Consider the following 23,781-nt stretch of genomic DNA (forward strand, 5'->3'; position numbering starts at 1 on the left):
TGTATAGTATTTACGCCAAACTTAAAATGGGATAAGCAGAAATCTTTTTGTTGGAGTGAGGCATAACGCATTTATCTGTTGAGAAAACGCTTGTCAGTATTTGCAATGTAGGACTTTTGACAGAACTTCATAAAAAACTGACGACCTTGAAAGATCGCCAGTTCGAGCTTTGTCTATGTAAGAGGATTTGGTTTGCGTCGTATCTTGACTACTTGTGACAGGACATAGATGAGAATGCCTGACCATATGAAACAAAAAGTAATAAATTGATCCAAGTTGAATGCTTCTTTAAAAACAAAAATACCATTTAAAAAGATGAGTGTCGGTCCAACATATTGAATAAATCCGATAAGGGATAGTGGGATACGATTGGCTGCTGCTGAGAATGATAGCAATGGAACGGCTGTCACGATACCAGAAAATATCAACCAGAATGTTGAGCTGTTCATTCCTATACTTAGCCCATGTGAATGATTGATAAAAATCAAATACAGCAAAGCCATAGGTGTTGTGGCAAAGGTCTCAATAGTGATACTACTGATTGCACTAAGTGGCACAAGCTTTTTTAATAAACCATAAATCCCAAATGTAAATGCTAAAAATAATGAAATAAATGGAAATTCTCCTACTTTGATTGTCATATAAATAACACCAATCGTTGCGAGACCTATTGCGCACCATTCAAGCCGTGTGAAACGTTCTTTAAAAAAGATCATTGCTAACATAATACTCACTAATGGATTAATATAATAACCAAGACTTGTTTGTAAGACATAGTTTTCGTTAATGGCATATATGAATATCCCCCAGTTCAATGTTACAACATACCCTGCAATCACGATGATAATAAGCTTTTTAGGTGTTTGAATCAATTGTTGAATGTCCCCTTTGAGCTGATTCCATTGTTTGGTTATGGGTATGAGTATAATCATAAAGATAAGAGATAAGATAATGCGAAACATCAAAATCTCTGTTGCATTTATCTCTGTAATTAATGCCCAATATAGTGGCAAAATTCCCCACATAAAATACGCGGCAAAAGCATAAAAAATCCCCTGTTGAAATGATGATGAATGCTTCATACACACACCTCTCTTATAGAATATATGACAAACACTTATCTATTAGCCCAATATTGATAGTAAGTGGTTTCAATATAACCATTGAATAACTTACGGCGTTTCGTTGCCTTACGATTGACAAGATATTCAAATTCTTTACTGCTCGTCATAATGTACATGGACAACTGTGGATGTTGTTGAAGCAATTTGCCTAGATAACGATACATTTCTTCAACTTCATCTCTTTCCCCGATACGTTCGCCATATGGTGGGTTGCCAATTAAACCAATCGGACCATCATGATTGATTGTTAGTGTATTAACATCTTTAACTTCAAATTGTATAATGTCCCCTACACCAACTTCATCTGCGTTACGGCGCGCGATTTCAATCATTTCTGGATCGATATCTGATGCATAAATTTGAATTTCTTTATCATAATCTGCTTGAGCATCAGCTTCAGCACGCATTTGATCGAAAAGGGTATCGGGGATAATCGACCATTGTTCTGAAACAAATGAACGATTGAAACCAGGCGCAATATTTTGTGCGATGAGACAAGCTTCAATCGCAATCGTACCTGATCCACAGAAAGGATCAATGAGAGGTGTTTCTCCTGTCCAGTTTGCGAGCTTGACTAAGCTGGCTGCTAAAGTTTCTTTGATAGGTGCTTCCCCTTGCGCTAGACGATAGCCACGTTTGTTTAATCCAGAACCTGATGTATCGATAGTCAGTAGTACATTGTCTTTTAAAATATTGACTTCAACTGGATATTTTGCACCCGATTCATCTAGCCAGCCTGATACGTGGTGTTCGGATTTGAGCTTTTCAACAATTGCTTTTTTTGTGATTGCTTGTACATCTGGAACACTGTGTAGGATGGATTTTAAGCTGCGTCCTTGTACGGGGAATTGTCCGTCTGCTGGAATGAGTTCATGCCATGGTAAGGCTTTCGTTTTTTCAAACAATTCGTCAAAACTTGTTGCTTTAAACTGTCCAACAATAAGCTTGACACGGTCAGCTGTTCGTAACCATAAGTTCGCTTTAACAATTGCTTGTGCGTCGCCTTCAAAATAAATACGCCCATTTTCAACGCGTGTTTTATAGCCTAACTCTTGTACTTCTTTTGCAACAATGGCTTCCAATCCCATAGGACAAACGGCTAATAACTGATACATAATGAACCTCCTAAATAGTAGATGATTGAATAAAGTTAATTTTTAAATATATGGTTCATACATTTAAGGCTGGGACATATCGTATGCCCCAGCCTATTAGCTAGTGTAGTAATATTTCTATAAGCCATGTTCTGTTCCATAGTACTCATACGTGCACTAGTTACACTGGTACGCCGGTGGTAATCATCTGTCTAAAGTATGATTAACATACATTCTCGTTTATGCGTTCATTTCCGCTAAACGAGTGCTCCTACCAAATTTGGATTGCTCACTCGAGGGGTTTACCGCGTTCCACCTCTGCTATTTCTATCAGAGCTACGTCACTGTGGCACTTTCAAACTACTATAACCCTATCAAAAGACTTAGGTTAATTCGTTGCCGTCAATTTGCATTGCCTTGACTTATTGTTTCATCAAGCACGAACACTACAATCATCTCAGACTGTGTGAGCATGGACTTTCCTCTATAAAAATTAATTTATAGCGATTACCCAAAATATTACTTCAAAATTATATCATCTTAAACATTAAAAGCAATGATTATTTGCCAAATACTGCTTTCTCTAGATTAGAAATACGTTTTAAAATATCAACATTGCTATTTTGGTTTGCACCTTGACTTGAGAAGCTTTTGCTTTCTTGTGGGCGACCTGATGCAACGCGAATACGCAAATCTTCAATTTCTTTTTTGAGTTTATGGTTTTCTTCTGAAAGTTTGATTACTTCATTATTCAAGTCTGACATTTTTTGATAATCAACAATGATATCATCTAAAAAAGCATCGACTTCTTCTGGACGATAGCCGCGAACAACTGTTTTTTCAAAATCTTTTTCATAAATATCCTTTGCAGATAATTTTAACGAAACATCTGACATATGCCCCACCTCATTAGATTCATATTTCATTTGACCATTGTAAATCATTAATAAAACTTGTTATTTCGTCAAATGTCACAACATCACAATTATAGTGTGTTTGTGCCATAAAATCAACTAACTTTCTTTTGAAATACTTTGGGCTCGCTTCTTGTTCTTCATCATAAATAAGAATGGTTAAATCGGTATGGTCAAGCATGAATTGATCGGCTGCTTGAAACTGGTGTGGCCCAGTATAGTCACTATGATAAACACTGTTCATATAATCAGCTTGACTGACAATAGTCTGATATTGTGCTTGTTGCGCTTCTCGCCATTTAGATGTGTGATTTTGAAAAGGTGTGACGATACCTAACTTAAGCTCGGGATATGATTCTTTCAGCGCAATCACACATTCAGCTGCCCATAATTCAATACCTAATTGTCCTTGGATTAATACCCACTCAAGCCCTTCTTCTATATAGCTGATTAATTTTTGTTTAATAAAGGCTTTTAGAAAATCCACTTCTTTGACATCTTCATTAAAAATATTCAGTTCATATGATTTGTAGCCTGTAATGTATAAAGACTTGTACATATCTAGATCCACCCTATTACTTTAAAGTCATCATATCGTGCTTTACTGTCTTCAATTGATTGTAAAATTGTTTCTTGCTTGTACGTGAATGATGGCAGGTAACCGATAAGTTCTGTAAGAGTGTTATTAATCTGTCATGTTGCACAGTCACGTGAGATGTTTCTCGTTGTAGATGCGCCAGGTGTTGGTCAACTTGCGCAACAAACGGCTTAATGTCAGTATCAAAGTCATATATATGGCCTTCGCGTGCAGCAACATATCTTGATTCCATCTCTGAAGTGCACATGAGCAATGCTTGAAATAGACTTTTTGACAACTTAATCACCTACACCTTCCTAACCATATCGTAACACAAAATGTGACAAAACTGGTTAACAGTACGCTTTGGGGTAACAGAGAAGCAACATCTATGGTACAATAATGTCAGTTTATGATTCCAAATAATTTAAAAGTTTTCATAAACTACTCCCTACTTTGTTTATAGGGCATTACAGACGAAATGTAGGTGAGACAATGAACTATCCAAATGGTAAGCCTTTTAAGCAAAATAAGACTCAAGGCGGAAGTCAACGCCCCTTTAAATCAGATACGATTAAGTATGGTGGTCGTGGGATGTCTTTAGAAAAGGATATCGAACGTTCCAACAAGCATTATTTGGAGTCAGGAACGGCAGTTATCCATAAAAAGCCAACGCCCATTCAAGTAGTGCACGTTGATTACCCCAAACGAAGTCAAGCGGTGATTAAAGAGGCTTACTTTAGGACGCCTTCTACAACTGACTATAATGGTGTTTATCGTGGGCAGTATATCGACTTTGAAGCGAAGGAGACAGTCAATAAAACGTCTTTTCCACTTCAAAATATTCATGCGCATCAAGTTGAACATATGCGTCAAGTCGTGAAGCATGATGGTATTGCATTTTTATTGCTGCGCTTTAAAGGCCGAGACGAAACGTATTTACTCTCATTTAAAGCGTTTATCGTTTTTTGGCAACGCTATTTAGATGGCATCAAAAAGTCAATTTCGGTTGAAGAAGTGCAAGAAAATGGTTACTATATTCCTTATCAGTATCAACCAAGGTTAGACTATCTAAAAGTTGTTGATAAGTTGATATTAGATGAAAGCGAGGATCGCCTATGACGGGAAAAAAAGAGGCTTCTAATGGTTCTAAAAAGAAGTCCGGCAAAAAAAAGAATAGAAATATTAAGCGCACAGTGATAAAAGTGATCAGCTTTTGTGTATTAGCTTTTGTTATTTTAGCTTTATTGGGCGTGTTACTATTTGCTTATTATGCATGGAAAGCACCTGCATTTAACGAAGCGAAGTTACAAGACCCAAGTCCTGCTAAAATATATGACCAAAATAATACACTTGTTAAAACGCTAGATAATGGCGCAAGACGAGAACATGTCGATTTGAAAGATGTGCCTGATCAACTGAAAGATGCTGTACTTGCTACTGAAGATAATCGCTTCTATGAACATGGTGCGTTAGACTATAAACGTCTCTTCGGTGCCGTATTGAAGAACGTTACTGGTGGATTTGGTTCACAAGGTGCATCAACATTGACGCAACAAGTGGTGAAGCGTACGTTCTTAACAGATCAAAAGTCGATTGAACGTAAAGCTCAAGAAGCGTATCTGTCTTATCGCCTTGAACAAGAGTACTCTAAGGATGAAATTTTCCAAATGTACTTGAATAAAATCTACTATTCAGATGGCGTATATGGTGTTAAAGCAGCTGCTAAGTACTACTTCAACAAAGATTTGAAGGACTTGAATTTAGCAGAAACTGCCTATCTTGCTGGTTTGCCACAAGTTCCAAACACATATAATATTTATGATAATCCAGAAGAAGCAGAGAAACGTAAAGATACAGTTCTCTATTTGATGGCTTATCATGATCGCATTACAGACAAGCAGATGAAAGAAGCGCAAGATACGCCTATCACTACAAACTTAGTTGAACGTTCAGCAGAAGACCGTGAGATCAAGCCAGATGATAGTTCACAACAGTATGATTCGTATCTTAACTTTGTGAAGCAAGAATTGATGAGTAAAGACGAGTTTAAAGGTCGTAACTTATCTGATGTGCTTAATAGCGGTATTAAGATTTATACGTACATGGATAAAGACATTCAAACTGTTCTACAAAATCGTATTGATTATGGTGGTTACTACAAGAATGACGATCAACAAGTGGGTGCCACTATTGTGGATAGTGAAACGGGTGCATTAACAGCCATTTCTGGTGGTAGAGATTATAAAGATGTTGTTCAGCGAAACCAAGCAACGGATGTACATCCTACAGGTTCAACACTGAAACCATTTTTAGCATATGCGCCTGCGATTGATTACTTACAATGGGCAACAAATCATTCATTACAAGATGAATCAGTCTACTACGTGGATGGTGGAGCATTCCATAACTATGATGGCAAAGGACATGGTGTTGTCACAATTTATGATGCTTTGAGACAAAGTTTTAACATCCCAGCATTGAAAACATGGCAAGCTGTTAAAGAGCAAGCCGGTGACAATGCACCAACAGACTTTGCAGCAAAAGTAGGTTTAGAATATGAGAATTCAAATATTGGACCTTCAGAAGTATTGGGTGGTTCATCTTCAGAATTCTCTACTGTTCAATTAGCATCTGCTTATGCATCGTTTGCCAATGGTGGTACGTATAATAAGGCACATGCGATTAAAAAAGTTGTTGAAGCGAATGGTAATACGATTGAATTCAATCATACAAGTCACCAAGCGATGAATGATTACACAGCTTATATGATTACACAAATCTTAAAAGGTACATTCGATACGTATGGTTCTGCATATGGTAATAGTGTTCCTGGTGTAAATGTTGCTGCTAAAACAGGTACTGGTACGTATGGCGACGAAACATATCAAGAGTATAGCTTGCCTGATTCAGCAGCCAAGGACGTATGGATTTCTGGTTATTCCCCACGCTATACAATGTCTGTATGGATGGGCTTTAATAAAGTGAAGCTATATGGTGAGAATTCATTCGTTGGTAGCTCAGAGCAGAAATTACCACAGTACCTCTTTAGAGATGTGATGGGAGATATTAATCCGATAGATGGTTTAGACTTTGAACGCCCTGCTTCTGTTGGTGGCAGCGGACGTAGTTTATATGTTGCACAAGCCCCAGACGGTAATGTAACAAGTAACTTTACAGAATCAAGTGGTGGTACGAATAGCAACAGTAATAATAATCAAAGTAATTCCAACAACGGCAATTCAAGCAACAGTAATAATAACAAAAATCTTTTCAGCAACTTTTTCGGTAATAACTAAACAAAAAAATGAACCACTGATACGGGATATACGCCCTATCAGTGGTTTTTTGCGCGATAAGCAGCATGCATTTTGATAAGCTCACTTTTCAATGTTTTCATTTGTTGATATCCCATGTAGTGATGTTTGCGTTCTTGAATATACGCTAGGCGTTCTTCAAAGTTAAACGGTACAATGGGTAAATATTCTATCTCTGCGACAGAAAGTGTTTGTATATCATTAATCTTACAGAAATACGTTATCAGTAGTGCATAGTATTCATCGAGTAATGCGATACTTTCAGTTTTCCCAATGCGACGTGCTTTTGCTATTGGATCCAACTGTGTTTCAAGTTCTGATAGTCTTGTAATAGTCATTATTGTGCTGTCGCCCCTTTTAATCGCATTGCTGCACGGTAACGCTTTTGCCCTTCTCGACAGTCTACAAACAGTGGGCATGCGTCACATTTTGGTTTTTTCGCTAAACAGTGATAACGTCCAAAAAATATTAATTGATGGTGACTTTGCGTCCAACGTGCTTTTGGAATAATAGAGGTAAGCTTACGTTCAACTTCAGTCACACTGTCTTTCCATCGACAAATACCTAGACGTTTTGAGACGCGTTCCACATGCGTATCAACAGCGAGTGCAGGTTCGCCAAATGCTACACTCATCACAACATTGGCTGTTTTTTGACCGACGCCAGCAAGTCCAACTAATTGTTCGTGGGTATTAGGAACTTGTCCATCATACTGTTCAATCAACGAGCGACATAGTTTTTGAATATTTTTAGCTTTGTTACGATATAGCCCGATAGAACGAATATCTTGTTGTAATTCCTCAAGTGATACGGCTAAATAATCTTCAGGTGTGTGATATTTTTGAAATAAAGATTTCGTTACTTTATTGACCGTATTATCTGTACATTGTGCTGACAGGAGTACAGCAATTGTCAGTTCAAATGGGTTATCATGGATTAATTCACATTCTGCATCTGGAAACATTTCATCGATGACATCAATCATCTCCAGTGCTTTTTTCTTGCTAATCAAATGGATTTTCCCCCTTTAACCAATTAAATTTTGGGAAGTTTTCAATTTTTTTCACTGTTGGTTGTTGCTTGGTGAATTTAGCGCGTATCGGTTTAGCGTCATCTACTGTACGAACATTATTTTTTTCCCAGTTCAACAAGATTCTGTCGACATATTTTAAACTTGATTTATCGTGCGCTAATGCCTCATCTACAGCTGCATGGATGATAGTTATATCATAATTATCGACATCAAGCCATTGATTAATGTTTTCAATTTCTAACGGTGATAATGTGCGACCAAATCCTTGTTCAATCTTTTTGAAAAGTATTTTAAATGCTTCATTTTTATCAGTTTGATGTCTCGCTGTGTCAATTCCATCAAAAACTTGTGATAGTTGTTCATAAAAGCCATCTAGATTGATATATTCGCTCATTTTTCCATCAGCATTTTTTTCTACACGCATTTCTAACAAGCCCAGCTGAATAAGCTTTTGAATGATCATTGTTATTTCAGCTGCTTGCATCGTCGTTCCTTTTTGTAACGTCTCAATAGAAGGTTGTTCATTACTCATCTCATAGGCATACATGATTTTCATAAGGATAATCAAGTCAGCTTCATTCAATCCTAAATCATGATAGTGTTCGAGTAACTCATAACGACATACAAAAGGACGTGTCTTTAATTCATAGATATTCAAAAATATCACCTCTTACTTGTTGTGTATCATTATGTGTCTATTATTTTTATATTTTGGCGAAAAATGACAACCCATTGAAAGCTATCAGTAAGTGGACTTCCAATGGGTAGTTATTTGACGCTATATAGCCATTCTTTAATTATGGATACAGTCTATTTAATAAGCGTGGGAATGGTGATGTTTCACGAACATGTTCCACACCGGCAATCCATGCGACTGTACGTTCTAAGCCTAAACCGAAACCACTGTGAGGAACACTACCATATTTACGTAAATCTAAATAATATTGATAGCTTTCAGGGTCTAATTGGTGTGCATTAATACGTGTTTCTAATAGTGCTAAGTCATTGATACGCTCCGAACCACCGATGATTTCACCGTAACCTTCCGGCGCAATGAGATCAGCACATAATACTGTGTCTTCATTCTCAGGATTTGGTTGCATATAAAATGGTTTGATTTTTGTTGGGTAGTTAACGATAAATACTGGTAAATCATAGTGATTAGCGATGGCTGTTTCGTGTGGTGCACCAAAGTCATCACCCCACTCAATGTCATCAAAACCAGCTTCATGTAAGAATGTAATAGCCTCATCATATGAAATGCGTGGGAATGGTGCCACAACTTTTTCAAGTTTTGAGGTATCACGGTCTAATACTTTTAATTCAAGCGCACAATTTTTAAGAACAGATTGCACGACAAATGCAACATAATTTTCTTGAACTTGTAGACTTTCTTCATGATTTGTGAATGCCATCTCAGGTTCAATCATCCAGAATTCGATAAGATGGCGACGTGTTTTAGATTTTTCTGCACGGAATGTTGGACCGAATGAGAATACTTTACCGTGTGCCATTGCAGCAGCTTCCATATACAATTGACCGCTTTGAGATAAAAATGCATCTTCATCAAAATATTTAGTATGGAATAACTCACTTGTGCCTTCAGGAGCACTTGCAGTTAAGATAGGTGGATCAATTTTAGTGAAGCCATTGTTATTGAAAAACTCATAAGTTGCACGAATGATTTCATTACGAATCTTCATCACAGCATGTTGTTTTTTAGAACGTAACCATAAATGACGGTGATCCATTAAGAATTCCGTTCCATGATTTTTAGGTGTAATAGGATAGTCATGTGCTTCATGAATGACTTTGATTTCTTTCACTTGCATTTCATAACCTAAGTCTGATCGGTTATCTTCAGTAATCTCACCTGTAACGTAAATAGAAGACTCCTGTGTAAGTGATTTTGCGGTTTTAAAAATATCTTCTGCAACTTCTGATTTGACGACAACCCCTTGCATAAAGCCTGTCCCATCACGCAGTTGTAAGAAGGCAATTTTACCGCTAGAACGTTTATTGGCAAGCCATGCGCCGATTGTTACTTCTTCACCGATATGATTTTTTGCTTCTTTAATTGTTGTTTTCATAGCTAATCTCCTAAATTATTTACTGCTCTTATTTTATCAAAACTTCATAATGACATCTAGTTTATGATTTAGAATCTCATAGATTAACATAATCGATGTAACTTAGAACTATTTTTATTGAGCTGTTTCAAGCGCTGTTCAAAATCATTAATATCCCCTTGTTGCTGATGATATGATGCAATTGTTTGTTGGAAAAATGATTGAAAACGACTACTTACTAAACGATTGTCAAAGGAAACAATAATACCGCAATCTTCTTCATGCCTTAGTAAACGACCGAGTCCTTGTCTAAAACGTGTGACAGCATCTGGTAAGATATAATCTTTAAAGATATTAGAAAATTCATCTTTTAACAATAAAGGTTTTGTTGCGTGTTGATTCATAAATGGTAATTTGGCAATCATCACACATTTAACCCCTGATGCTTGGTAATCAAAACCTTCAAAGAAAGCACTTGTTCCTAATAAAATCGCCTTGTCAAAGTGATTAAACTGCTGTACGATTTTGTAATTTTGACTTTGTTGTTGTGCAAGAATGACGTAATCATCAAATGCTGAAATTTCATTCAAATATTCCATAACAGTATAGAGCATTTGGTAGTTTGTAAATAAAACCAAACATTTACCTTCTATCGTCGTAACGTAGCGCGTGATATAGTCGACTATGATTTCAATGTAGCGTTTGTGATTGTGATGCTGATAAGGCTCAATATCAGTTGGTACGAAAATGTAGCCATTGTCATGTTTTACAGGTTGTGACTGAATTTGATACACATTAAAAGCTGTCTCATCTTGAAACCAATTTTTGAATGCACTGAATGATTGATTAAAAGTCAATGTTCCTGAGATAAATGTTAATGACTGATACTGTAGTAGTATCTGTTCGGTCAATATCGTTTTAACATCTGTATGTTTAATATGCAGTTTTATAGTTGATTTTTGATCAAGATTTTTTAATGAAATATAAAAGATACTGTTTCTTTTTAAGCCATCTTCAATAGGTTTTAATTGAGACACAATATAGAGCAATTGTTTTCTTAATGTTTTAACGGTCTTATGCTTAATATTGTCAAAATGCAACAGTGTCAGATGTATTTTTTTTATAAGTCGATGAATATCTGGTAACAATGTGTCACTTGATATGTCGTAAACATAATACAGTTTGGATGATTCATCGTTGTGTATTTTGTCTGTTGGTATCGAGTTGAATAGCCGTTCGAATAGTGCGTCATTCATATCATGTATTTCGATAATATCTTGCTTGATTTTGAATATATTCATTGACGGCATATCTAGTTGCTCTGAGATTCGTCGTTGTTCTAACTGGTCGATTTGAGATAATAATTTTTCATTTTCTGTTTTGCCTATTAAACCGAGCTGATATTTAATATCTGCATAGCCAATTTGATGAACAGCACAATCTATCGCATAGTCAGGAAGGCGATGCGCCTCATCAATAATACAATGATCGAATAGTTGATAAATTGTATTCTCAGATGATGAACGTAATAAGTGTGCATGGTTCGTAATCCCTATTTGGATGTTCGGTGCATTTAAACGAATCTGCTGATAATAATCAATATCTTTACGCATAGGGACATATGTTTCAATCTTCTGGTCAATATATAATTTGACACCACCACGTAGATTGAGCTCGTGAATATCACCGGTATCTGTTTCAAGCAGCCATAGTAACAATTGCATTTTTAACATATTGACTTCATAGTTAGTTGTTTCATCATTTAATATTTGATACACAAGCCCCAACGATATGTAGTCACGCTTACTTTTAATAATGCATGCATTGAGTTTAATGTTTAATGCACGGTTGATAAGCGGAATGTCTTTGTCTATTAATTGATATTGTAAAAGTTTCGTATTTGTCGAAATCATGACATGTTCGCCAGTTTCGATGTAGTACATTAATGCTGCAATAAGATATGCTAATGACTTACCGCTACCTGTCTCAGCTTCAATCAGGGCTGTATCGTTCTGCATCAGTTGATTATAAATAACTTCACTCAAATAGCGCTGGTCTTCTCGGTATTGATATCCTGCGTAGTTAATGATGGTTTCATATAATGTCGCCAAATCATCATTAAAGTTAATGATTGGTTTTTCAAATGATGTAGCAGGCTTGTAATAGATATGGTTAAACTTTGCTAAATGACGTGTAGTCGTATGTGCATCACAATGATGGTGAACAAGTTCAAAAAAGTAATCCTGCAATTGATATTTTAGGTTTTTGCTCAGGTAGAATAATTGTTTTTTCGTATCTATCGGCACAGCATCAAACTTTTTGAATGCATGGATCATTATTTTGGCTGTTGTTTCAGCATCTTCATCTGCGCGATGTGCCCGGGCTAGTGGAATGTTCAATGATTGCGCGAGCTCGCTGAGTTGATAACTTTTTTCAGATGGAAATGCGATTTTGAATAGCTCTAAAGTATCAATGACTTTACGCGGCTGATAGTCAATATAACATTGTTCAAAAGACGCTTTTAAGAAATTGAGGTCAAAGTTCACATTGTGTGCTACAAAGACACAGCCTTGTAATTGCTGGAAAATATCATCAGCAACTTCATGAAAATAAGGTGCTTGAGTAAGCATATCATTTTCAATTGAAGTCAATGCTTGGATAAACGTCGGGATTTCTTTGTCTGTTTTGATCATTGTGTGGTATTTACCAACAATTTGGTACTGTTCAACAAAGACAATACCAATCTGTATAATGTCATCTATATCAGTTTGATTCCCCGTTGTTTCCAAATCTATGACAGCGTATCTTGGGGTGTTCAATCGAATTGACCTCCTTTCGTTATAAACTTTACGGTAACTCGATATCAGCACTCATCAAGCGATATAAGTTCCCTTCTTCATCGACAACGTGTAAAAAGCCGTCGTCGTCTATCTGTATAACTTTACCATAAAATTGCTTCTGCCCTTCTGTAAAGCGCAAACGGCGATTCCAAATATTGGATACATCAATATATTCAGCTTTAATAGTACTAAAGGGTTCAGTTAAAAATTGTTGAAAGCGTTGTTCAATATTGATAAGTAAATCGTGTAGAAACGTATAGCGTTCAACATCATTGTCGCGGTGTAATCGAATACTTGTAGCTTGAATGGGCTCGGACGTATCAAAATCCTCCAACTGTTGATTAACATTAATGCCAATCCCACAAACGACAGCTTCAATGCCATCTGGATTTGCAATCATTTCGGTTAAAAAGCCACATACTTTACAATCACCAATATAAATGTCGTTTGGCCATTTTACGGAAACTGGCTCATCCACATATTGCTGAACTGTATTGCAGATGGCTAAAGATATAAATAAATTGAAAGTAGTCAGCATAGAGAAAGGGATATTTGGACGTAACACGAGTGTCATCCAAATGCCGCGCCCTTTTGCAGATTGCCAGCGACGTTTAAAACGCCCTTTCCCAGCTGTTTGTTCATCACTCAAAATTAACATAGTATCTGAATGATCAATAAGTGTACGCTTTGCGACATCTTGCGTAGATGTGACAGAATCATATGTTTGAATGCGTGTAATCAATTGTTGATCGCTTAAAAGTCCTTCTAATATGCCTGTATACCATGTTGCTGGATAGGCGTTTAAACGGTGTCCTTTGTTATGAACAGAATCAATGGATACATCTTCTAGTTTTAATTGATCCATCACTTTTTTCACACTCATACGTGAAATGTTTAGCTGCTCTGCAATTGCTTGTCCAGAAAGATAATTCGGCTGCGCTTTAGTTAGCAAGCTAAGGATGGCATCACGATATTTTGACATTAGCTCTCACCCATTCAATAATTTCTTGTTTATCATTTGCTATTTGTTGCTGGACGACTGCACATTCTGCAAGTCGTAATGCATCTTTAAGCCATGGACCAGCCTTTTTGTCGAAAGCTGATATTAACATTTTACCATCAATTGCGAGTTGTTGACGGTTAGTAATTGAAAGTGTATTCCAAGTCTCAGTGATGGTTTGACCATTAAAGAGAAGTGCTGATGGCTGTGGTATATTATTTTCTTGGAGCAATGGTTGAATTGCTAGTATTTCATTGCACAATGCGAGTCCATAGTCGTAAACGAATTGTTGGAGTGCTTGTTTGGAAGTGAGTGTCAGCACTTCTTGAACTGCTCGCAATAATCGTTCTGCATGTTTGATTTCATCTTTGCTGCGTTTGAGTTGTTTGGTTTTCACAGATTGTGTCGATTGGTACATGACAATCGCTAAAAATTGAGGTAACGTAACGGGCGATGAGATTTGTATATGTTTCATAGGCATGTCTTTAAAGTAGACGATATGATCCCAAATGTGCAGATCTGCTAGTGTAGTGAAAGTTTTAATAACATGTGCACCATTCAAGAGCTTCTCTAATTCAACCATTATGCGTTCAATGGCTAAATGAGAAATATCAGCAGCTCGTTCAGCCATTGCATTATAAGTTTGAGTATCAATTGTAAAACCTAGTTGTGCTTGGAAACGCAGCCCTCTGAGTATTCGAAGCGCATCTTCTTCAAAGCGTGCATGTGGATCGCCTACTGTACGAATTAACTGGTTATTAATATCTTGTTGGCCCTCGAAATAGTCTAAAACATTAAAGTGCTGATCCATTGCAATGGCATTAATTGTAAAGTCGCGTCGTTCAACATCTTGATATAAATCTCGAACAAATGAAACGTGACTTGGACGACGATGATCGAGATAGACGCCTTCAGTACGAAAGGTTGTTATCTCATAATTAATACCATTCCACACGACGTTGATAGTGCCATGCTCTTTGCCTACTGGAATGGTATGTACAAATAAAGCTTCAATTTCATCAGGTGTTGCATTTGTTGTTATATCGATATCATTAATAGGGCGCCCCATTAAAAAATCACGTACAGAGCCGCCGACAAAATAAGCTTCATAACCGTGGTCTGTTAATTGTTGCATTACAGGTAGTGCATCTAGAAATAGTGTTTTGTCATTCGTCATGTTTATCTCCTACCATGTTCTGATAGTATGTTTCATATTGATCAGCAATAATAGATGAGTGAAAGCGTTGTTGTATATCATGTAACATATTTTGTTGTAATGTTGCATAAAGTGTTGGGTTAGATAATAGCTTTAATGCATAGTTTGCAGCACTTTGACTATCTCCTATATCTACTAAATAGCCTGTTTCTCCATGATGGATGACTTCTTGTATTCCACCAGCACGTGTGCCAATAGGTACAACACCTGTGGTCATCGCTTCAAGCAATGTCAAACCAAAACTTTCTTTTTCACTCATTAACAGTACCAAGTCAGATATTTGATAGAAATTACTCATACAATCTTGTTTACCCAAAAAGAGCACATCGTCTAATAAGTCTAAAGCACGCACTTTTTCGCGCATATCAAGCAATTCCGGACCATCTCCAATCAACAACAACTTAGCTTTAGTCTGTTGACGTATTAGATGGAACGTATCAATAATCGTATCAATGCGTTTGACCTTTCTAAAGTTAGAAACATGAATAATGACTTTTTCATCTTCAGCAATACCATAACTGCTTTTCAATTCAGCATTGTAGCCTCTAGGAAATTCAGATTCCCGTACAAAGTTATAGATTGGTACAATTTCTTTGTTCGGCTGAATGATATCATATGTTTCCTTCATAAGTGATTCACTAACACTTGTTACAACATCACTCTGTTCGATACCGAATTTGATGGCATTGCGTAATGCATGATCGTAACCAAGGACAGTTATATCTGTTCCGTGCAATGTTGTCATGATTTTTATGTCTTTGCCTGACATTTGACGTGCAAGAATACCACAAATTGCATGAGGTATTGCGTAATGCATATGCAATACATCTAGGTCATATTCATTGATGACATTAGCAATCTTTGTACTGAGTGAGATGTCATAAGGAGGATATTGAAAAACTGCGTATTGATTTACATCTACTTGATGAAATGTGATGTTAGGAATCGGTTTGTTAAGACGAAATGGCATATTGGATGTAATAAAGTGAACTTCATGTCCACGCTCAGCCATTAAAATACCGAGTTCTGTAGCTATAACACCTGATCCACCGATAGATGGGTAGCATGTGATACCGATTTTCATAGGAAAGACCTCCTTTATTTTCTCTCAAAGCGATCTTTGTCGCGTGTGTTAAACTTATGCATCGTTTGATTGAAACTTTCTGTCATATCAATATTTAATGAATTAGCTATGCAGAGTAGGACGAATAAATTGTCTCCTAACTCCGCTTCAATTGTATTCGTCTCTTCCGTCTCTTTTTTACGCTTCTCGCCATAATAATGGTTAATCTCACGGGCGAGTTCTCCAACTTCTTCAGTCATACGAGCTAAGTTAGCCAATGGGGAAAAGTACCCTGCTTTGAATTGTGAGATATAAGCATCTACTTCTTGTTGCATCTCATACATAGATTTTGACATGATATGACCTCTTTCTATTAACATTCTCTTTTATATTACATGTATCTGACGTGTTGAGCAATTCAAGACACTTATTGGAAAAACAAAAAATTCAATACAAATAGTTACCGCTTTTTGCGATTGATAGGGGCTGAACAACCTAAAAAAAGAAGCGTTTTGCACGCCTCTTTTTACGATGCAATATTCATTTTTATATCTGTGCTACAACGCTGATTATGTATTACATATAGTTTAACAGTAACAAGTACTTACTGCAATCTCTTGAATGAATCTTTAGCTAGGTGTTAATGTTCAATGACATCCTACAGGCAAACCATAGATACTTATGATTACTGTTAGCTCAATAAACAAAGAGCCGAAACATAGCGTTTCAGCTCTATTGATTATTCTGCAGAGCGAGCCATTAAGATAAAACGTAAAAGCTCTGCAACTGCGACTGCTGTTGCTGCGACGTATGTCATCGCTGCTGCACGTAAAACACGACCTGCATGTTTGTATTCTTTTTCATTAACAATCTGCAAGCGTTTGATTTGATTCATTGCACGCTTACTTGCATCAAACTCAACTGGTAATGTCACAATTGAGAACAATACGGCGAATGCCATTAAGAAAATACCAATCCATAAAGCGGATGTTCCGATTGCCATATGCATCGCTGTTAATACAATGCCCATCATAATAAAGATATATGATAATGAGCTACCTAAGTTCGCAACTGGTACAAGTGCTGTACGGAAACGCAAGAAGAAGTAGCCTTCATAGTGTTGGATTGCATGTCCTACTTCATGAGCCGCAATGGCTGTTCCTGCAACACTTGGTCGATTATAGTTTGCCGGTGATAAAACGACGACTTTATTTTTTGGATCATAATGGTCTGTTAAAAAACCTTGCCCTTCTTTGACATCTACATCATAGATACCATTGGCATGTAAAATTTCTAATGCGACTTCTCTGCCCGTTTTGCCGCTAGTTGATCTTACCTTTGAATATTTTTCATAGTTTGATTTCACACTGTGTTGGGCATACATAGGGAGTATCATCAGTACTACAAAATATAGAATCATTGACATAAAAGACATAGTGTTCACTCCTTTTATTATATTTTACGTGGTTCATGTTGAGGGGTCAAACTATTTACCTGTACGCTGTTTGATTTGCCATAAAACGATGAGGATTGCAAGCATGGACAGCCAAAAAGCGATATAGCCGATGAAACTTTCATAACTTGTCAATGAACCATAGACAGGATATTGGTGAAAGGCATAATCAATAACATCATTGTGAGTAACCCAGACAATAGTCACTGCAAAGCTCATAAATGTAAAGCAAAAGCGTGGTAAAAAGAGTAGTGCTTGAAACGCCATAATACCATGCGACATGATTAACATGATGCCTGTGAGATAAACCGTATGATCTACTTGAAATAGCATAAAATTCATAATTACTGCCCAGAGGCCATATTTGATTAATGTGACAAAGGCAAGTGTATCAATAACGGCTGAGTGTTTATTCAGCAGCCATAAGAGCAAGCTGAGCGATAAAAAAAGCGTTGCAGTCGGACTATCAGGTACAAACGGCCAAAAATACCAAGGAGTTTGTACGAGTTGTGGTGCGTACCAGATATAACCATAAATTGTTCCTAAAACGTTAGCAGCAAGCAAAAGATACAAAAAAGGTCTGTGATATAACAATGTTTGGATAAATGATTGAATAGACATTGTATTTACCTCTTTATATGTGATTTCATAAGTGACGCTTCCGTAATTTTAATGTATTGCGGAGACGGGAACAACGATAGAATGTGTCGGCATCATGCATCATTAAGCTCATATCAATCTGTGATGACAGCATATCTAATAATTGTTGTTCTGTCTCTTGAGAAAGTGATAAATAATAAAGATCTTGTAAATATTCAGATGGATCCGTTTTGTCCAAGAGCTGACACAATACGATTTGATCTAACAATGGATCTCTACGCTTATCATCAAAAAGTTGAAGTTTTATATCGATAGTTTGAGTTGTATGAATAACATCTTGAAAGATTTGATCAGAGTTTATCAATGTACGTTCATTGTTTATAAACTGTATAGCATGTTGCTTCGATGTATGGGCTGTCAAAATGAGTGTCGGATGTTGTTCGATGATATGATCAACAAAATGTATTTTATTAAGTAACTGCATATCAGCTTTAATATAATTGAGCAACCAAACACTAATACGTGATTTGAATGTGTATGTTGTTAGCAAATATGCAATCAATTGTTGTTTTAATTGCTGAAGTGAGGTCTCAAACATATTGTTCATCTTACAATAAACGTTCATACTCTTCGTGCCACTGCATATTATTTGGATCGAGTTTCATTAAACGAGTAAGTAATTTTTGGCGTGTGACAGTATCAGCAATTTCTACCGCATAGTGATAGTAGTCGCTTAAAAAGTCGATATTGTTATGCAATGTTTCATGCGCCAAGGTATAGAAATGTTGTGCTTCTGTGTCACGTTCTTCTTCACCTAATGCATATGCGACCTGCCACATAAATTGAGGATCCATATCATCTTCTTCAGTAAATTGAATTAATGAGATAAGCCCTTCGTTATCATTTTCATTTCGGTAATAATCAGCAAGTAGCATAAGAGGTTCTTGATATGCTGGATCTACCTCAAGTGCTTGTTTCAATAGAGCTTCCCCTTCTTGTTGATCGCCATGTTCCAACTGTAGTGCACCTGTTGTATACATTAGTTCTTTATAAAATTGGTTGAGACGCAAGCCCTCTATCCCTACTTCAATCGCTTCTTCATAGGCTTTTTCATTTTCATATAACTGTTGTAAATAGTAATAAGCTTGCATATAGTCTGGATCTTTTTGAAGCAAAGTGCGAATGATTTTAATTGCTTCTTGTGTTAAGTCATTCTTATCGAAAGCAATGGCTTTTTTAAAGTAGTCTTCAGAAGTCATGTCTTGTTCATGAATTTCTTCAAACCATTGCAATGCATCAGAGTAGTTTCCGCTTTGCAAGCTGCTGTCGGCAAGTCTAGAGAACAGATTTACGCCGTTGAAAAGATGTTCGCCTGTTTCAAGTACTGTGTCATATGCACGAGATGCACGTAAGTATTGGCCATCAAAATAATACAGTTCACCTAATGCAAAATATAAAACAGGGTCTGCAGGTTGCATCTCAATGGCTTGTTGTACCTTATCAATCGCTACATCTGTCATATTGAGTTGTTGATACAAATCAGCCTCCAACATCAGGCGTTCAGGTGTTAGTTCAACGTTGTTTAAATATTCCAATGCTTCATCTGTATGATTTTCAGAAATTAAGCCTTCAATGAAATAAATTAATACTTCTGCTTCATCTGGATACTTCATGTATAGCGTGCGAAAAACTTCTAGTGCCTGTGGTGTCAAACCGAAGTGATAAAGCGTCTCCCCTAGAATAAAAAGGGCTTCATCATCATCAGAATGAAGCGCCTGTTCAACACGGCTATGAATATTATCGAGCTTTTGGCTATTAATATCATCGATTAACTTGTAGATATCTTGCATGTTATCCCTCATTTTCTAAATGTTGTAATGCAGACAAAAATCCTGGGAATGACACATTCACACTCTCAAAGCGATGAATACGATAAGTTTCAGGTGACATGAGTGATGCGATGGCTAACATCATGCCAATGCGATGATCTGTGTGACTATCTAATTCAGCAACCTTTGAAACGGATGATGGATGAATCAACAAACCATCATCTGTTGGTTCTAAATTTAATCCTAACTTGTTCAATTCAGTGGCTGTCGTGTCAATTCGATTGGTCTCTTTTACTTTTAATTCTTCAGCATCTTTAATAATACTGGAACCTTGCGCTTGTGTACAGAGTAACGCAATGACCGGCAATTCATCGATACATCTTGGAATGAGCTTTCCGCCAATCTCGACGCCTTGTAAATTCGGTGTATATTGTACACGAATGGAAGCTGTGGGTTCAGAACCATCTGTCACATTAAAAATGGTAAGGTTACCGCCCATTTTTTTAACGACTTCAAGAATACCATCTCGTGTAGGATTGATGCCAACGTTATGAATTGTGATGTCGCTATGAGGAATAATCAAGCCTGCAACGATAAAAAATGCAGCCGAAGAAATATCACCAGGAACGTGGAAGTCTGTTGGTTGAATATGTGTAACACCTTGGCACGGAAGCGTGATAGTCATATTTTCAACTTGAATCGGAATGCCATAATGTGCAAACATCGTTTCCGTGTGATTTCTAGAGGTGTCCGTTTCTTTAACAACTGTTGGTTCATCTGCAAATAAGCCTGCAAACAAAATCGCACTTTTTACTTGAGCGCTGGCGACAGGCATTTGATAATGGATACCTTGCACCTTACTAGGCTGTATAATCAAAGGAGTATATTGATTATCGACACCAGAAATATCGATATGCATTTGCTGTAACGGTGTCATAATACGTGCCATTGGGCGTTTGCCAATTGATTCATCTCCGGATAATACACTTTGGATTGCAGCACCACCTAATACGCCGGCTAACAAGCGTGTTGTTGTTCCAGAATTGCCAGTATATAGTACTTGGTGCGGTGTCTTGAACTGTTGATACCCAGGAGAATCAATGATAATGCGTTCTGCTTCAATGGTAATAGAAACCCCTAATAAGCGAAAAATCTCAGCAGTTCGTAAACAATCTTCTCCGAGTAATGGCTGATGTATAACAGAGCGTCCTTCTGCTAATGAAGCAAGAATGATTGCACGATGTGTCATCGATTTGTCTCCTGGTACAGTGATGTCTCCTAGTAGCCGACCATATAAGTCAATCGTTGTTGTCATGGTATACAGTCTCCTTCACAATTAATGTTAAAGTACGAAAAGCTTCTTCTAGTATATCTACTGGTATCGTTTGAACAATTGGTTGTCCAACCTTTTGTAGTAATACCATACGAATACCGGATTGGTTATTTTTTTTATCTTGTTGCATCAACTGACATAAAGGTTTGAATGATAATTGTTCAATGATATGAAGCGGATAACCCATTGAATTAAAATAAGTAACATAATGTTGAATGTCGTGCTCAGCATTTAACAGTTCATTTGCGACAATCATTTGATAGAGAATACCAATCATCACAGCATGACCATGTGGTATCTTGGTTTGATATTCGACAGCATGACCGAATGTATGTCCCAAATTTAACCATTGACGTTGACCACGCTCTGTTTCATCATTTATAACAATCTCTAACTTTGTACGAATGCCTTCAATCAAGTATTGCTCAATATGGCTGAGTTCCAGGAGCGCAGCTTGGTTGTGATAAGTAGATTCTAAACTTTGTACAGATGCTTCTCCTTGTAACAAAGCGTGTTTGTACACCTCACCATATCCACTTAGTATTTCATTCGTAGGCAAAGATGTTAAGAAGTCCAAATCATAAAGTACGGCTGCAGGTCTATGAAAAGCTCCAATTAAGTTTTTACCAAATGAAGCATTAATCCCTACTTTACCGCCTATGCTTGAATCGTGAGCCAATATCGTTGTAGGGACTTGAATGAAGTCGACGCCCCGCAACAGTGTAGCAGCTAAAAACCCAACAAAGTCTCCTACTGCACCGCCACCAATGGCGACTAAACATGTTTGGCGTGTAGGTTGCAATGCCAAGAGCACTTCTATATATTGTTCGTAATAATTGAGGGTTTTTACTTGCTCTCCAGATGGCAACACAAAAATCTTGTTGCTTTGTTTGTCATTGACTGCTTGTATTTTGGACGACCAGTATGATTCAACTTGTTCATCGACGAATAGAAAGACGTGTTGATAGTGTGCTGTATAGTCAGCTAGGTCGTCGATTGCTTGATGTTTCACAATCACTGGATAATTGTTTGATTCGTATGTTGTAGTAAGTTCCATGTCGAAGCCCCCTATTTAATAGTTAACGTTCATTTCACGGCGCGCATCAACTTGTTGTTTCAAAATGGTCATGTCATTTGATTCAAACTCTTCTAATAATGCACGTGCTACTTCAAAAGATACAGCGTGTTCACAGACAATACTTGCAGCTGGGACTGCACAACTATCTGAACGTTCAATTGTTGCTTTGAAAGGTTCTTTCGTATTAATATCAACGGATGCCAAAGGGCGATATAGTGTCGGAATTGGTTTCATAACCCCATTGATGATGAGTGGCATACCATTTGACATTCCACCTTCAAAGCCCCCTAAATGATTAGAAGCTCTGTAATAACCTTGTGACGCATCATAAAGGATAGGGTCTTGAATCTCGCTTCCTAATTTGTCTCCAGCAGCAAAGCCAGCACCAAAAGACACGCCTTTAAAAGCATTAATGCTAACGACGCTTTGCGCAATACGACCATCAAGCTTACGATCATAATGGACATAACTACCAATTCCCACTGGCATATGATTAACGATTACTTGAACGACACCTCCAATTGAGTCACCGTCTTGTTTCGCTTGATCAATTTTATCTCGCATTTGTTGTGCAATCGTTTCATCAATGACACGTACATCATTGTTATCGACATGCTGAATGATGTCATCTATTTCATAATGATTCGTGTCGCTGATGCCCCCAATGGTTACAACACGGCTATAGACATCAATATCTAATTGTTGTAAAAGTTGTTTGCACAAAGCGCCTACAGCTACACGTGCCGCCGTTTCTCGTGCAGATGAACGTTCGAGGACGTTGCGCAAATCACGATGTTGGTACTTTAAACCGCCTACAAGGTCTGCATGTCCAGGTCTCGGTTTAGTAATGACACGTTTCATCTCAGATTGTGCTTCTTCACTGATAGGTGCAGCTCCCATAATATTGCGCCAATGTTTGAAATCATCATTATTTATAACAATTGTGATGGGGCTACCTAATGTATAACCATGGCGCACACCTGATACAATTTCAACACTGTCTTTTTCAATTTGCATACGTCGTCCTCGTCCATATCCGCCTTGTCGTTTGTACATTTCTTCGTTTAATTGATCTATATCGACTTGCATATTTGCAGGAAATCCTTCGACAATCACTGTCAGTTGTGGGCCGTGTGATTCGCCAGCTGTTAAAAATCTCATCTTTACAACACTCCTTCAATTTCTGATGATGTACCACAATGAATTACGTTTATTAACAAAAATGATATGACATACATCAT

At 37.2% G+C, this 23,781-nt stretch carries 23 protein-coding genes and 1 other RNA gene; 2 read left to right on the top strand and 22 right to left on the bottom strand.

Annotated elements, in window-relative coordinates; translation table 11 throughout:
• Positions 1-173: 173 nt before the first annotated feature.
• The 6 genes from rarD to NXS11_RS00880 form a co-directional block, all read right to left on the bottom strand.
• Positions 174-1,082 carry an EamA family transporter RarD gene (gene rarD / locus NXS11_RS00855; RefSeq protein WP_259197845.1) on the bottom strand — a complete coding sequence of 303 codons (909 nt, stop codon included), beginning with the start codon at positions 1,080-1,082 and terminating at the stop codon, positions 174-176.
• A gap of 35 nt (positions 1,083-1,117) precedes the next feature.
• A complete protein-coding gene (locus NXS11_RS00860) occupies positions 1,118-2,239 on the bottom strand; it encodes a THUMP domain-containing class I SAM-dependent RNA methyltransferase (RefSeq protein ID WP_259197846.1) in 1,122 nt (373 codons plus the stop codon).
• Positions 2,240-2,354: 115 nt separating this feature from the next.
• An RNA gene (gene rnpB, locus NXS11_RS00865) (RNase P RNA component class B) lies at positions 2,355-2,737 on the bottom strand.
• 41 nt (positions 2,738-2,778) lie between these two features.
• Positions 2,779-3,114 carry a cell division regulator GpsB gene (gpsB, locus tag NXS11_RS00870; protein WP_259197849.1) on the bottom strand — a complete coding sequence of 112 codons (336 nt, stop codon included), beginning with the start codon at positions 3,112-3,114 and terminating at the stop codon, positions 2,779-2,781.
• Positions 3,115-3,133: 19 nt separating this feature from the next.
• Positions 3,134-3,691 carry an SLOG family protein gene (locus NXS11_RS00875; RefSeq protein WP_259197850.1) on the bottom strand — a complete coding sequence of 186 codons (558 nt, stop codon included), beginning with the start codon at positions 3,689-3,691 and terminating at the stop codon, positions 3,134-3,136.
• 16 nt (positions 3,692-3,707) lie between these two features.
• Entirely contained in the window at positions 3,708-4,016 is a 309-nt protein-coding gene (locus NXS11_RS00880) for a DUF1798 family protein (protein ID WP_259197851.1), read from the bottom strand.
• A gap of 188 nt (positions 4,017-4,204) precedes the next feature.
• Here NXS11_RS00880 and recU point away from each other — a divergent pair, with 188 nt between their 5' ends.
• Positions 4,205-4,831 carry a Holliday junction resolvase RecU gene (recU, locus tag NXS11_RS00885; RefSeq protein WP_259197852.1) on the top strand — a complete coding sequence of 209 codons (627 nt, stop codon included), beginning with the start codon at positions 4,205-4,207 and terminating at the stop codon, positions 4,829-4,831.
• Positions 4,828-7,008: a transglycosylase domain-containing protein gene (locus NXS11_RS00890; protein ID WP_259197853.1), complete on the top strand. Its 2,181-nt coding sequence runs from the start codon at positions 4,828-4,830 to the stop codon at positions 7,006-7,008. Before recU ends, NXS11_RS00890 begins: the two co-directional genes overlap by 4 nt.
• 38 nt (positions 7,009-7,046) lie before the next feature.
• Here NXS11_RS00890 and NXS11_RS00895 read toward each other — a convergent pair whose 3' ends face one another.
• From NXS11_RS00895 to aroC, 16 genes are all read right to left on the bottom strand, one after another.
• Complete coding sequence (locus NXS11_RS00895; RefSeq protein WP_259197854.1) at positions 7,047-7,364, bottom strand: YpoC family protein; 318 nt, start codon at positions 7,362-7,364, stop codon at positions 7,047-7,049.
• On the bottom strand, positions 7,364-8,038 hold the full coding sequence (nth, locus tag NXS11_RS00900; protein WP_259197855.1) for an endonuclease III: 675 nt from the start codon (positions 8,036-8,038) through the stop codon (positions 7,364-7,366). The genes NXS11_RS00895 and nth overlap by 1 nt, the downstream gene beginning before the upstream one ends.
• On the bottom strand, positions 8,031-8,717 hold the full coding sequence (locus NXS11_RS00905) for a DnaD domain-containing protein (RefSeq protein ID WP_259197856.1): 687 nt from the start codon (positions 8,715-8,717) through the stop codon (positions 8,031-8,033). Before NXS11_RS00905 ends, nth begins: the two co-directional genes overlap by 8 nt.
• A 139-nt stretch (positions 8,718-8,856) precedes the next feature.
• The gene (gene asnS, locus NXS11_RS00910; protein WP_259197857.1) at positions 8,857-10,149 is read right to left on the bottom strand and encodes an asparagine--tRNA ligase; all 1,293 of its coding nucleotides are present in this window, start codon (positions 10,147-10,149) and stop codon (positions 8,857-8,859) included.
• A gap of 83 nt (positions 10,150-10,232) precedes the next feature.
• Positions 10,233-12,947 carry a helicase C-terminal domain-containing protein gene (locus NXS11_RS00915; RefSeq protein WP_259197858.1) on the bottom strand — a complete coding sequence of 905 codons (2,715 nt, stop codon included), beginning with the start codon at positions 12,945-12,947 and terminating at the stop codon, positions 10,233-10,235.
• Between the two features lie 28 nt (positions 12,948-12,975).
• Positions 12,976-13,950 carry a biotin--[acetyl-CoA-carboxylase] ligase gene (locus NXS11_RS00920; RefSeq protein ID WP_259197859.1) on the bottom strand — a complete coding sequence of 325 codons (975 nt, stop codon included), beginning with the start codon at positions 13,948-13,950 and terminating at the stop codon, positions 12,976-12,978.
• A complete protein-coding gene (locus NXS11_RS00925) occupies positions 13,934-15,145 on the bottom strand; it encodes a CCA tRNA nucleotidyltransferase (protein ID WP_259197861.1) in 1,212 nt (403 codons plus the stop codon). Before NXS11_RS00925 ends, NXS11_RS00920 begins: the two co-directional genes overlap by 17 nt.
• Positions 15,135-16,268, bottom strand: a complete 1,134-nt coding sequence (gene bshA, locus NXS11_RS00930) for an N-acetyl-alpha-D-glucosaminyl L-malate synthase BshA (protein ID WP_259197863.1) — start codon at positions 16,266-16,268, stop codon at positions 15,135-15,137. The genes NXS11_RS00925 and bshA overlap by 11 nt, the downstream gene beginning before the upstream one ends.
• Before the next feature lie 14 nt (positions 16,269-16,282).
• Positions 16,283-16,603: a nucleotide pyrophosphohydrolase gene (locus NXS11_RS00935; RefSeq protein ID WP_259197864.1), complete on the bottom strand. Its 321-nt coding sequence runs from the start codon at positions 16,601-16,603 to the stop codon at positions 16,283-16,285.
• Between the two features lie 383 nt (positions 16,604-16,986).
• The gene (locus NXS11_RS00940) at positions 16,987-17,682 is read right to left on the bottom strand and encodes a zinc metallopeptidase (protein WP_259197865.1); all 696 of its coding nucleotides are present in this window, start codon (positions 17,680-17,682) and stop codon (positions 16,987-16,989) included.
• Between the two features lie 51 nt (positions 17,683-17,733).
• Positions 17,734-18,321 carry a DUF1405 domain-containing protein gene (locus NXS11_RS00945; RefSeq protein WP_259197866.1) on the bottom strand — a complete coding sequence of 196 codons (588 nt, stop codon included), beginning with the start codon at positions 18,319-18,321 and terminating at the stop codon, positions 17,734-17,736.
• A gap of 25 nt (positions 18,322-18,346) precedes the next feature.
• The gene (locus NXS11_RS00950) at positions 18,347-18,907 is read right to left on the bottom strand and encodes a YpiB family protein (protein WP_259197869.1); all 561 of its coding nucleotides are present in this window, start codon (positions 18,905-18,907) and stop codon (positions 18,347-18,349) included.
• Position 18,908: 1 nt separating this feature from the next.
• Entirely contained in the window at positions 18,909-20,150 is a 1,242-nt protein-coding gene (locus tag NXS11_RS00955) for a tetratricopeptide repeat protein (protein ID WP_259197870.1), read from the bottom strand.
• Position 20,151: 1 nt separating this feature from the next.
• Complete coding sequence (gene aroA, locus NXS11_RS00960) at positions 20,152-21,444, bottom strand: 3-phosphoshikimate 1-carboxyvinyltransferase (RefSeq protein WP_259197872.1); 1,293 nt, start codon at positions 21,442-21,444, stop codon at positions 20,152-20,154.
• Positions 21,428-22,519, bottom strand: coding sequence for a 3-dehydroquinate synthase (aroB, locus tag NXS11_RS00965; protein ID WP_259197874.1), 1,092 nt, complete (start codon positions 22,517-22,519; stop codon positions 21,428-21,430). The genes aroA and aroB overlap by 17 nt, the downstream gene beginning before the upstream one ends.
• Before the next feature lie 15 nt (positions 22,520-22,534).
• On the bottom strand, positions 22,535-23,701 hold the full coding sequence (aroC, locus tag NXS11_RS00970) for a chorismate synthase (RefSeq protein WP_259197875.1): 1,167 nt from the start codon (positions 23,699-23,701) through the stop codon (positions 22,535-22,537).
• Between the last annotated feature and the right edge of the window lie 80 nt (positions 23,702-23,781).

Origin of the sequence: Staphylococcus americanisciuri, from assembly GCF_024814435.1 — a bacterium.
GTDB classification, from domain to species: domain Bacteria; phylum Bacillota; class Bacilli; order Staphylococcales; family Staphylococcaceae; genus Staphylococcus; species Staphylococcus americanisciuri.

Coding starts and splice junctions, on each gene's coding strand:
- rarD (WP_259197845.1), bottom strand. CDS start 1,082: ATGAAGCATTCATCATCATTTCAACAGGGGATTTTTTATGCTTTTGCC.
- NXS11_RS00860 (WP_259197846.1), bottom strand. CDS start 2,239: ATGTATCAGTTATTAGCCGTTTGTCCTATGGGATTGGAAGCCATTGTT.
- gpsB (WP_259197849.1), bottom strand. CDS start 3,114: ATGTCAGATGTTTCGTTAAAATTATCTGCAAAGGATATTTATGAAAAA.
- NXS11_RS00875 (WP_259197850.1), bottom strand. CDS start 3,691: ATGTACAAGTCTTTATACATTACAGGCTACAAATCATATGAACTGAAT.
- recU (WP_259197852.1), top strand. CDS start 4,205: ATGAACTATCCAAATGGTAAGCCTTTTAAGCAAAATAAGACTCAAGGC.
- NXS11_RS00890 (WP_259197853.1), top strand. CDS start 4,828: ATGACGGGAAAAAAAGAGGCTTCTAATGGTTCTAAAAAGAAGTCCGGC.
- NXS11_RS00895 (WP_259197854.1), bottom strand. CDS start 7,364: ATGACTATTACAAGACTATCAGAACTTGAAACACAGTTGGATCCAATA.
- asnS (WP_259197857.1), bottom strand. CDS start 10,149: ATGAAAACAACAATTAAAGAAGCAAAAAATCATATCGGTGAAGAAGTA.
- NXS11_RS00920 (WP_259197859.1), bottom strand. CDS start 13,950: ATGTCAAAATATCGTGATGCCATCCTTAGCTTGCTAACTAAAGCGCAG.
- NXS11_RS00925 (WP_259197861.1), bottom strand. CDS start 15,145: ATGACGAATGACAAAACACTATTTCTAGATGCACTACCTGTAATGCAA.
- bshA (WP_259197863.1), bottom strand. CDS start 16,268: ATGAAAATCGGTATCACATGCTACCCATCTATCGGTGGATCAGGTGTT.
- NXS11_RS00935 (WP_259197864.1), bottom strand. CDS start 16,603: ATGTCAAAATCTATGTATGAGATGCAACAAGAAGTAGATGCTTATATC.
- NXS11_RS00940 (WP_259197865.1), bottom strand. CDS start 17,682: ATGTCTTTTATGTCAATGATTCTATATTTTGTAGTACTGATGATACTC.
- NXS11_RS00945 (WP_259197866.1), bottom strand. CDS start 18,321: ATGTCTATTCAATCATTTATCCAAACATTGTTATATCACAGACCTTTT.
- NXS11_RS00950 (WP_259197869.1), bottom strand. CDS start 18,907: ATGAACAATATGTTTGAGACCTCACTTCAGCAATTAAAACAACAATTG.
- NXS11_RS00955 (WP_259197870.1), bottom strand. CDS start 20,150: ATGCAAGATATCTACAAGTTAATCGATGATATTAATAGCCAAAAGCTC.
- aroA (WP_259197872.1), bottom strand. CDS start 21,444: ATGACAACAACGATTGACTTATATGGTCGGCTACTAGGAGACATCACT.
- aroB (WP_259197874.1), bottom strand. CDS start 22,519: ATGGAACTTACTACAACATACGAATCAAACAATTATCCAGTGATTGTG.
- aroC (WP_259197875.1), bottom strand. CDS start 23,701: ATGAGATTTTTAACAGCTGGCGAATCACACGGCCCACAACTGACAGTG.